The sequence below is a fragment of the Mameliella sp. LZ-28 genome (genome assembly GCF_012274245.1).
Classification (GTDB): domain Bacteria; phylum Pseudomonadota; class Alphaproteobacteria; order Rhodobacterales; family Rhodobacteraceae; genus Antarctobacter; species Antarctobacter albus.
The window spans coordinates 248,894-258,896 of sequence record NZ_JAANYX010000037.1 but is presented as its reverse complement, the minus strand read 5'-3'; the positions used below and the strand labels follow the sequence as shown (position 1 = coordinate 258,896).

10 protein-coding genes are annotated in these 10,003 nt (G+C 64.8%); all 10 read left to right on the top strand.

Annotated elements, in window-relative coordinates:
* On the top strand, positions 1-641 hold a 641-nt coding region (locus G9Q80_RS26680), incomplete at its 5' end, for a hypothetical protein (protein ID WP_168246599.1).
* 33 nt (positions 642-674) lie between these two features.
* Entirely contained in the window at positions 675-1,838 is a 1,164-nt protein-coding gene (locus G9Q80_RS26675) for a hypothetical protein (protein WP_088715526.1), read from the top strand.
* Between the two features lie 11 nt (positions 1,839-1,849).
* On the top strand, positions 1,850-2,173 hold the full coding sequence (locus G9Q80_RS26670) for a hypothetical protein (protein WP_069210618.1): 324 nt from the start codon (positions 1,850-1,852) through the stop codon (positions 2,171-2,173).
* Positions 2,170-2,481, top strand: a complete 312-nt coding sequence (locus G9Q80_RS26665; protein WP_168246598.1) for a hypothetical protein — start codon at positions 2,170-2,172, stop codon at positions 2,479-2,481. The genes G9Q80_RS26670 and G9Q80_RS26665 overlap by 4 nt, the downstream gene beginning before the upstream one ends.
* Positions 2,482-3,348: 867 nt before the next feature.
* Complete coding sequence (locus G9Q80_RS26660; RefSeq protein ID WP_074621579.1) at positions 3,349-3,861, top strand: division/cell wall cluster transcriptional repressor MraZ; 513 nt, start codon at positions 3,349-3,351, stop codon at positions 3,859-3,861.
* On the top strand, positions 3,862-4,857 hold the full coding sequence (gene rsmH, locus G9Q80_RS26655) for a 16S rRNA (cytosine(1402)-N(4))-methyltransferase RsmH (protein WP_088716169.1): 996 nt from the start codon (positions 3,862-3,864) through the stop codon (positions 4,855-4,857). It begins immediately after the preceding gene.
* A gap of 1 nt (position 4,858) precedes the next feature.
* Positions 4,859-5,206: a cell division protein FtsL gene (ftsL, locus tag G9Q80_RS26650; RefSeq protein ID WP_088716170.1), complete on the top strand. Its 348-nt coding sequence runs from the start codon at positions 4,859-4,861 to the stop codon at positions 5,204-5,206.
* Entirely contained in the window at positions 5,203-6,996 is a 1,794-nt protein-coding gene (locus tag G9Q80_RS26645; RefSeq protein WP_043137933.1) for a peptidoglycan D,D-transpeptidase FtsI family protein, read from the top strand. The genes ftsL and G9Q80_RS26645 overlap by 4 nt, the downstream gene beginning before the upstream one ends.
* A 68-nt stretch (positions 6,997-7,064) precedes the next feature.
* Positions 7,065-8,558, top strand: coding sequence for a UDP-N-acetylmuramoyl-L-alanyl-D-glutamate--2,6-diaminopimelate ligase (locus G9Q80_RS26640; protein ID WP_088716171.1), 1,494 nt, complete (start codon positions 7,065-7,067; stop codon positions 8,556-8,558).
* Complete coding sequence (locus G9Q80_RS26635) at positions 8,555-9,997, top strand: UDP-N-acetylmuramoyl-tripeptide--D-alanyl-D-alanine ligase (RefSeq protein ID WP_088716172.1); 1,443 nt, start codon at positions 8,555-8,557, stop codon at positions 9,995-9,997. The genes G9Q80_RS26640 and G9Q80_RS26635 overlap by 4 nt, the downstream gene beginning before the upstream one ends.
* Positions 9,998-10,003: the final 6 nt, after the last annotated feature.

Below are 10,003 nucleotides of genomic sequence, written 5' to 3'. Positions count from 1 at the left end.
GGTTCGCGGCGCACGGTTTTACCGGCGTGAGCTGGTCGAAATTAATTCAGACCCGAAACGACTACCTGCCCGACACCTACGCGGCAGATGTCGATGACATCGTGTTCTGGGAAATGCCACCGGATGGTATTATCCATTCGTTCAACTACTGGATCGACCCGCCGGATGCTTCGGCGCCGCGAAAGGTGTCGGGCATCTGCCCAAACGACACCAACGGTTACTCCGGCCTGCCGCGATATTGCATCGGCTCGATCAATGCGCCTGTTGACCAGACCCAGAGCTATGGCATTCAGACCTTCGATGCCTCTGGAAATGTCCTCTACGATAGCCGCGGGGATAACATCGTCGTTCGGGATTTCCGGGTATTCTCCCAGGCCGAGGTACAGGACGTACTCGAAAACGACACGGTGGTAACTTTTACGCCTCGGGCTGCCCCGGTTGGCGCCCCGATGGTTTCTCTTTCGAGCGTCATGTCGTTCAGCAAACCAGCCAACGGGCGACACTGGTACTATCCTCTGATCGAGTGGGATGGCACCAGCTTCACCCTGTCACGATTCCGACACTCAATGGCCAGTTCCAGCAGCCTCGGTGGCTTCGCTTATTCGAGCTTCACCCTGACCGTCGCGGACGCCGAGTGGTGATGAAGCACAACAGTCTTAAAACAGGAGAACAGCATGAGCTGGTATAAGACCGGAACGGTCGCAGTAACAAATGGCAGCGCCACGGTGACGGGCAGCGGCACCGCCTGGGTGGCGAATGCCCGCGTGGGGCAGGCCTTCGCCCTCGAGGGCGCGGGCGAGCAATACGAGATCACCGCGGTGGTCAGCGACACCGAGCTGACGATCTCGCCGGCCTACCTGGGCAGCACGCAGAGCGGCCAGGCCTATGCCATCATTCCGGTGGTGGGGTTTTACCGGCAGGCCTATGACGCCCTTGCGGCGGCGGTCGCGCAATGGTCGAGCTATGCCGGCACGGTGCTTTCTGGCCTGTTCGGGGACGGCACGGCGGCGGCGCCTGGGATCGGTTTCGAGGACGAAACCAATACCGGGTTTTTCCGCAAGGCCGCGGGCCAGCTCGGGATTGCCACGGGCGGCGTGCAGCGCGCGCTTCTCTCCTCGGCCGCGTTGCAAGTTGACGTGCCCCTGACCGGCACGGCCGTGACCCAGAGCACGACCGATTCCACGGCAGGACGGCTAATGAAGGTCGGGGCTTTCGGCCTCGGTGAGGACGCCGGCCCCGTGGTAACCGACATCGACGCGCACAACCTCTCTGGCTTCTACTTTGCCTATGCTGGTCAACACGCAAGCGCCCCGACTGGCACGAACCCGTTCCCGGATCTCGGCGGTGCATTCGGCCTCATGGCGGGCAGCGCCACCCTTGGTGGGGTCACGGATTACGTCTGGCAGATTGCCATCCTCTACAGCGTCTCGGGGCCGGTCATGAAGTTCCGCAGCAAGGCGACCGCCTGGACGGATTGGGAGGAGGTCTATTCGACCAGCAACCTGATCGGGACGGTCAGCCAGAGCGGCGGAACCCCGACCGGTTCGATCCTCGAGAAGGGCAGCAACGCCAACGGCAATTACATCCGCTATGCGGACGGCACGCAGATTTGTGATGTGCGCCTGGCGTCCAGCAGCGCGGGGGCTGTGACCTGGACTTTCCCCGCAGCATTTGCCGCCGCCCCGCAGGCCAGCGCAACGCCGAACCAGGACCAGGCGCGCTTTGCCACTACCACAGCCGGGGCCGCTGGATCGGTCAATTTCTCCGTTTGGAATACTGCACAAGCCCGCCTTGACGCGATCTCGACCTCGCTGATCGCCATTGGCCGCTGGTACTGAGGAGGCAAGAAATGCAGATCACACTTTCCCCCGTCCGTCGCGAGGGGCGACCGACCTTGGAGCGCCTTGGCGATGCCCTGGTGATCGATGGCGAAACCTTCGATTTCTCGGGCGTGCCCGAGGGCGCGCAGCTTCCTGCCGAGGCGGTGGCATCGGATTGGCTCGCCGGCCCGGTGACGCGGATCGCCGGCGAGCTGCACCTCGCGCTGGCGCTCTCGCACGGTGCCAACGCGCCGCAGGAAACGCTCTTTCCCGATCCGGTGCAGGTCGCCAGCGATGGCGCCGTGCCACTGCCGCCCTATGACGCGACCGAAGCCGAGGAGGCAAGCGCATGAGTGTTGACCTGTCCAAACTGGTGACGGCCGAGGATCTGGCCGCCCAGGCCGCAGCCCGCCGCGCACAGGCGATCAAGGCCGAGGTGCAGGCCCGCATCTTCGCGGTGGTCGATCAGAACACGCAGGCCAGCCTCCTGGCCGCGATGGTGGCCGGCGCTCTGACCCCGGCCGATCAGGCCACCTTTGCCGATGGGCAGGCCTGGATCGAGGCGACAAAGCAGGCCGGCCGTGATGCGGTGTCCTCGGGCGGTGATCCGATCTGGCCCGCTGTGCCCGCCGGCGTGGCCGAGCTTGCGGCGCAGTTCTGAGCGGGCGTGAAGGGCATCACAATCGGGGGGTGAAGGGGGGTGAAGAGGCAGGGGATGAAGAGGGTGTTGAAGGCGCCTTCAACACCTCCGCCAGAGCGCGGTTTTGAAGGCGTCAGCCCCGGAAGGTCAAAACCGCGTTGCTGTAAACCTTGGTGTAATTCACTGCAAAACTTAGCGTCACGCTACAGTCACGCTACAGCGTCACGCTACAGGCATCCTGCAAGAAACCGTATTGGACCCCGGTTTGGGAATTGATGGCACTCGGCATGGGAAAACCTGGCCCAAGCGGGCAAGACCCTGCCGAAACTCATGGATACGGTGCGATTCAGGGTGATTCGCCGTTGGGAATAAGGCATCAAGCGCTTGCTTCCTGCGGTCGCTCGGTGCGGAAAGCCCGATTGACGTGGATTTCGTGGGACCGCAGGGGAAATTTTTCTCGCCATCAGCTTTGTCTATATCTTGTGCTGGGTGTGTTGTGATCCTCTAGGTTTGCGCAGATTGTGTCCTGTGTGATCGGTGGCGCCCTATTTTCAAGGCTCTGACCACACTCGCATTCCGCAATTTCCCCCAAAAAGGGATTGATTACCATGAAGTGGCATGGCATCACTAACTCACACGATGAGACACGGAAGCAAGGGCACCCAAGGCCCGGCACCGAACTCACAAAAACAACAAGAGCAGGTTTCATACAGGCATCCGCTCTCATCGTGACAACAAGGATCCGGCGCGCGGGCGAGCAGACATCCCCCCAGGTGGCGCGCGCAGTCGGAGACACCCGCTTAGCGGGTCAAGCGGCGGGTTGATCAATGGCAGCTGATCAACCCGCCGTATTTCGTTTCAAACGGGGGAATTGAGGGGCCGAGGGCAGTGAGCCGCAGGCTGAGGTTCAGAGGCGAGCATCGACTGAAGGTCGATGGCAAGGGGCGGATGAGCATTCCCGCCTCCTTTCGTCGTGTCCTCGAGGCCGGTGACCCCGATTGGGAAAAGGATTCCAAGGACAACGGCAACCCGGGCTTTGTCATGGTCTATGGCAATCCGCGTCTGCCCTACCTGGAATGCTATACGGTCGAAGAGATGGAGCGCATCGAGGATCGGATCGACGCGATGAAATCGGGCGAACGCAAGCGGGTGCTGTCCAAGATCTATTCCTCGGGGTCGGTGAATGCCTCGGTCGACGACACCGGGCGCATCGTGATCCCGGCCAAGCTGCGGGCGCGCTATGACATCGATGGCGAAACCTACGCGGTGGCCAGCCTGAACAAGTTCCAGATCTGGGCGGCGGACCGCTATCAGCCGACAGATGCGATCGAAGAAGACGACCTGATGGAAGATCTGCCCGAGGATCCAATGGAGTGGCTGGACGAGGTCGAGGAGGTCTGAGTGAGTGATCCCGCGGCGCATAACGGCGGCGCACCTCATGTTCCGGTGCTGCTGCGCCCCTTGCTGGAGGCGGTTGCGCCGGTCGAGGGTATCTGGATCGACGGCACCCTTGGCGCTGGCGGATACACCCGTGGCCTGCTGGAGGCGGGCGCCGACAAGGTGATCGGGATTGACCGTGACCCGCTGGCGCATGAAATGGCGCGTGACTGGGGCGCGGCCTATGGCGACCGGCTGGAACTGGTCGAAAGCAATTTCGCGCAGATGGACGAGGCGGCAGTGGCCGTGGACGGCGTGGTGCTGGACCTGGGCGTCTCGTCGATGCAGCTTGACCGGGCCGAACGCGGTTTCTCCTTCATGAAGGACGGGCCGCTGGACATGCGCATGGGGCAGGCGGGCCGCACTGCCGCGGACATCGTCAACACGGCGGACGAGGCGGACATCGCCGACATCCTCTATATCTACGGTGAAGAGCGGCAATCGCGCCGCATCGCGCGCGCCATCGTGCAGGACCGTCCCTTTGACCGGACCTTGCCGCTGGCCGAGCTGATCGAGCGCGTTATTGGCCGTACCAAGCCCGGCCAGGCCCATGCGGCCACCCGCAGTTTCCAGGCTCTTCGGATCGCGGTGAACGGCGAATACGATGCCTTGTGGCAGGGGTTGATGGCCGCCGAGCGGGTGCTGAAATCGGGCGGGCGGCTGGCGGTCGTGACGTTTCATTCGGTCGAGGACCGAATGGTCAAACGCTTTTTCCAACTGCACGGCGGCAAGAAGGAACATGTGAACCGCTATGCCACGGAGGTGCCCGAAGCCACGGAACCTTTCGAGGTGCTGACCCGCAAGGCCATCGGCCCGGACGCGGAAGAGCTTGCAGCCAACCCCCGTGCCCGATCCGCCAAGCTGCGGGTGGGGCGCCGAACGACTGTCCCCGCGCGGCCCGTCGAGGCGGCGGAATTGTCCATGCCGCAGATGAAACCGACCACCACAAGGAGAAGATGAAATGCGCAGCCTTCTGTTCCTGCTCGCGGCCGCGGCCGTCATCGCCTCCGGCTATTGGGCCTATCATGAGAACTACCGCACCAAGGCGGAATTGGACCATGTCGACGACCTCCGACGCGAAATTGGGGCCGCGCGCGAGCGGTTGGCGATCTTGCGGGCGGAATGGGCTTACCTGAACCGGCCCGACCGTCTGCGCGACCTTGCCGAGCTGAATTTTGACCGGCTGGGCCTGCTGCCGTTGACGCCGAACCATTTCGCCAAGGTCGACCAGGTCGCCTTTCCCCAGCTTCAGATCCTTGACCTGACGCAGCCCATCGACGTGACCTCTGCCGGGGCGACGAACCCATGACCCGTATCCCGCTTCGCCCGCTTGCCCGTATCCTCGAGGCCCGCCAGAACGGCGAAAACCCCGATGCCATCGAGCGCGAGAACCGCCGGTTGCGCCACGAGGAAATGCGAGACCGGATGCGCCTGCGCGCCGAAGGCCGCCTGCTGGTGCTGGCGATGATGTTCCTCTGCGCCTATGGCGTGGTGGGGGCCCGGATGGGGATGTTGTCGGCCTCGGAGCCCGAAGAGCCGCGCGCCCAGGCCAGCGGTGCCTCGATCATTGCCAGCAGGGCGGACATCGTCGACCGGCACGGCCGCGTGTTGGCCACCAACATGTCGACTCATAGCCTTTATGCGCATCCGCAGCAGATGATCGACCCGCTGCGGGCTGCCGAGGAACTGGCCAGGATCTTCCCCGAGATGGAGGCCGAGGCCCTTGCGCGCCGGTTCACCGATCCCAAGCGCAAGTTCCTGTGGGTGAAACAGAAACTCAGCCCCGAGCAGATGCAGGCGGTGCACGACATCGGCGAACCGGGGCTGTTGTTCGGCCCGCGCGAGATGCGCCTGTACCCCAACGGTGCCATCGCGTCCCATGTGCTTGGCGGTGCGCGTTTCGGTCGGCAGGGAGTAGCCTCGGCCGAGGTCGTTGGCACCGCGGGGATCGAGAAATACCTAGACGAGGAACTGCGGGATCCCGCGCGTGAGGGCGCCCCCCTAGCGCTGTCGATCGACCTGTCGGTTCAGGCGGCAACCGAAGAGGTGCTGGACGCGGGCATGAAGATGCTCAACGCGCGTGGCGCGGCCAGTGTGCTGATGGATGTGCACACGGGCGAGGTGATCGCCATTGCCTCTCTGCCTGATTTCGATCCCAACGACCGGCCCCGCCCGCCGGTCGAGGGGCAGCCGGACGACAGCCCGCTTTTCAACCGCGCGGTGCAGGGCCTGTACGAACTTGGCTCGACCTTCAAGATCCTGACGGTGGCGCAGGCGCTGCAGATGGGACTGGTCCACCCCGAAACCATGATCGACACGTCGCCGCCATACGAGGTGCTGGGCTTCAAGGTGGGCGAGTTCAACGGCAAGAACTACGGCACGATTTCCGTGACGGACGTGATTGCGCAAAGCTCTAACCGGGGCACGGCCAAGATCGTCATGATGATCGGGCGCGGGCGTCAGCAGGAGTTCTATCGCAATCTTGGCATGTTCGAACCGCCGCAACTTGAAATCGTCGAGGCCAAGGGCGCCAAGCCGCTGGTGCCATCGCGCTGGACGGACCTGTCGGCGGTGACGATTTCCTATGGCCACGGAATCTCTGTCTCGCCGCTGCACCTGGCGGCGGCCTACGCGATGATCGGCAATGGCGGGCACATCGTGGAACCGACTCTGCTGAAACGCGACCGCCCGCGTGTGGGGGACAAACTGCTGCGGGACGACGTGGCAGAGGCCTCTCTGAGGATGCTGCGCAAGGTGGTGATCGGCGAAAAGGGCACGGCCACCTTTGCCGAGGTGCCCGGATACCGTGTCGGCGGCAAGACGGGGACCGCGGAAAAGCCCAAGAAGACAGGCGGTTATCACAAGGACAAGGTCATCGCCACCTTCGCGGCCCTTTTCCCCACCGACGCACCGCGTTATGCCCTTGTGGTGATGCTGGACGAGCCGGTGGAAACCACCGGCTCCAAGCCGCGGCGCACCGCGGGCTGGACCGCCGTTCCGGTGGCCGCCGAAATGATCGCGCGGATCGCGCCGCTTCTTGGCTTGCCTCCGGAGTATGATAAGGGGCAAGTGAAGACGTTGACGACGGCCTCGGACTGAGGTCGTCCGCCGCGTGCCGCCAGGCCGGGGCCGGCGGGCAAGCAAACGACCTTGGGGGCAAACGAGAGATGGCGTCGGAACGCAAGATCCTGTCAAAAAGCCTGTCGGAACTGGGGCTTCATGCCCGTGGCGGGCGTGACGTTACGGTGACGGGGCTGGCCGTGGACAGCCGCGAAGTGCAGGAAGGCTTCCTGTTCGCGGCGCTGCCCGGCACGCGGGTGCACGGGGGCGAATTCATCCAGTATGCCCTGCGCATGGGGGCCAGCGCGATTCTGACCGATGCCGAGGGTGCAAGGATTGCCGCCGCGGAACTGGCTGCTGCGGACGCGGCGCTGGTGATTGCCGAGGATCCGCGCCAGGCGCTTGCCTATACCGCTGCCCTGTGGTTCGGCGCGCAGCCCGCCACGATGGTTGCCGTCACCGGGACCAACGGCAAGACCAGCGTCGCCAGCTTTACCCGCCAGATCTGGCAGGAACTGGGTCTACGCGCTGTCAACGTGGGCACAACCGGCGTCGAGGGGGACTGGCAGACGCCGCTGAAACACACGACGCCAGAGCCGATCACCCTGCACCGCGTTTTGGCGGGGGCGGCGCAATCCGGTGTTACGCATGCCGCGATGGAGGCTTCATCGCACGGGCTGGCGCAGCGGCGGCTGGACGGCGTGACCCTGGCTGCCGCCGGGTTCACGAATTTCACCCAGGACCATCTGGATTACCACGCGAGCTTTGACGAGTACTTTGCCGCAAAGGCGGGGCTTTTTGCCCGCGTCCTGCCCGAGGACGGCGTGGCCGTCATCAACATCGATGACCCGCGCGGCGTCGACATGCTGGCGATTGCGCGGGCGCGCGGGCAGGAGGTCATCACCGTGGGCCGTGAGGCCGCCGACCTCTGCCTGGAGGCGCAGCGTTTCGACGCGACTGGGCAGGAAATCCGGCTCAGCTTTGAAGGAACCGTCCGCCAAGAGCGGCTGTCGCTGATCGGTGGTTTCCAGGCAGAGAATATCCTTGTGGCGGCAGGGCTTGTGATTGCCTGTGGCGGTGATCCCGAGGATGTCTTTGACGTGCTGCCCCTGCTCGGCACCGTGCGTGGCCGGATGCAACTGGCGGCCAAGCGCGACAACGGCGCGGCGATCTTTGTCGACTACGCGCACACGCCCGACGCGGTGGCGACCGCCTGCCAGGCCCTGCGCCCGCATGTCATGGGGCGACTGGTGGCCATCGTCGGCGCCGGGGGCGACCGCGACAAGGGCAAGCGCCCGCTGATGGGCATGGCGGCCACGGAACACGCCGACACGGTGATCGTGACCGACGACAACCCGCGCACCGAGGACCCGGCGACGATCCGCTCCGAGGTTCTGGCCGGTGCGCCAGACGCCTTCGAGGTGCCCGACCGGGCCGAAGCAATCCTGCGCGGTGTCGACGGCCTCGGACCGGGCGACGCGCTGCTGATCTGTGGCAAGGGGCATGAGACCGGCCAGACGATCGGCGATACGGTTTATCCCTTTGACGATGTCGAACAGGCCAGTGTCGCAGTGGCGGCTCTGGACGGGAGGGGCCTGTGAGCGAAGCCCTCTGGACCTCTGCCGAGGCGGTTGCCGCGACGGGGGGTGACACGCCCTGTGACTGGACGGCGACGGGCGTGTCCATCGACACGCGGACGCTGCAACCCGGCGACCTCTTTGTGGCGCTCAAGGCCGCCCGGGACGGGCATGACTTCGTGCAACAGGCGCTGGACAAGGGCGCGGCGGCGGCCCTGGTCAGCCGCGTTCCCGAGGGTGTGGACAGTTCCGCGCCACTCTTGCTTGTCAATGACGTGCAGGCAGGACTTGAAGCTTTGGGCAAAGCCTCCCGTGCGCGGACAAGGGCGCAGGTCGTGGCGGTCACCGGGTCCGTGGGCAAGACCTCGACCAAGGAGATGTTGCGCGCCACGCTGGATGCGCATGGCAGCGTCCACGCGGCCGAGAAGAGCTATAACAACCATTGGGGCGTGCCACTGACGCTGGCACGGATGCCGCGTGACGCGGATTTTGCCGTGATCGAGATCGGCATGAACCACCCGGGCGAGATTGCCCCCCTGGCGCGGATGGCGCGCCCGCATGTGGCGCTGATCACCACGGTCGCCCCCGCGCACCTGGCCGCCTTCGAGAACATCGAGGGCATCGCGCATGAAAAGGCCTCGATCTTCGACGGGTTGGAGCCCTACGGAACCGCGATCTTCAACGGCGATCTGCCGGTCAGCCCGATCCTGCGGGCAAAGGCCGAGGAGGGGCGCCGCTGGTCGGTGAGCTTTGGTGAGCGCGCCTGCAACCAGTACCGTCTGTACCGCGTCACTGTGCGCGACGCCTGTACCGTGGCCATCGGGCGTGCGGGTACGGAACCGCGTCTTTTCAAGGTCATGGCCCCTGGGCGGCACTTTGCGGTCAACGCCCTGGGCGTTCTGGCCGTGGCCGATGCGCTGGGACTGGACCCGGCGGTGACGGTCATGGGGCTGGGGCAATGGCATCCCGGGGCGGGACGCGGCCAGCGCGAAAAGATCATGCTGGATCCGGTCGATGCGCGGATCAGTGTCGAGTTGATCGACGATGCCTATAATGCGAACCCGGCCTCGCTTGCGGCCTCGCTCGAGGTGCTGGCAGCGGCCCAGCCACGCCATGATGTCGGGCGTGTCGCAAGAGGGCGCCGCATCGCCTACCTGGGCGACATGAAGGAACTGGGCTCCGGCGAGGTAGAGTTGCATCGCGCCGTTGCCGGCAACCCGGCGTTGCAACGGATCGACATGGTGCATTGCATCGGGCCGCTGATGCAGCACCTCTGGCGTGAACTGCCGGCGGACAAGCGCGGCCACTGGACCGAGACCAGCGACAAGATGGCGGAACGGGTCGCGCGCGATCTGGATGCCGGGGACGTGGTTCTGGCCAAGGGCTCGCTCTCGATGGGGGTGGGGCGCGTAGTTGACGCCATTCGCAAATTGCGCCAAGCGACACCGGACTTGGACGGGTAAGGGGAC

Bases quoted from the DNA above. Each gene is read 5' to 3' on its own strand.
- G9Q80_RS26675 (WP_088715526.1), top strand. From the start codon at position 675: ATGAGCTGGTATAAGACCGGAACGGTCGCAGTAACAAATGGCAGCGCC.
- G9Q80_RS26670 (WP_069210618.1), top strand. From the start codon at position 1,850: ATGCAGATCACACTTTCCCCCGTCCGTCGCGAGGGGCGACCGACCTTG.
- G9Q80_RS26665 (WP_168246598.1), top strand. From the start codon at position 2,170: ATGAGTGTTGACCTGTCCAAACTGGTGACGGCCGAGGATCTGGCCGCC.
- ftsL (WP_088716170.1), top strand. From the start codon at position 4,859: ATGCGCAGCCTTCTGTTCCTGCTCGCGGCCGCGGCCGTCATCGCCTCC.
- G9Q80_RS26645 (WP_043137933.1), top strand. From the start codon at position 5,203: ATGACCCGTATCCCGCTTCGCCCGCTTGCCCGTATCCTCGAGGCCCGC.
- G9Q80_RS26640 (WP_088716171.1), top strand. From the start codon at position 7,065: ATGGCGTCGGAACGCAAGATCCTGTCAAAAAGCCTGTCGGAACTGGGG.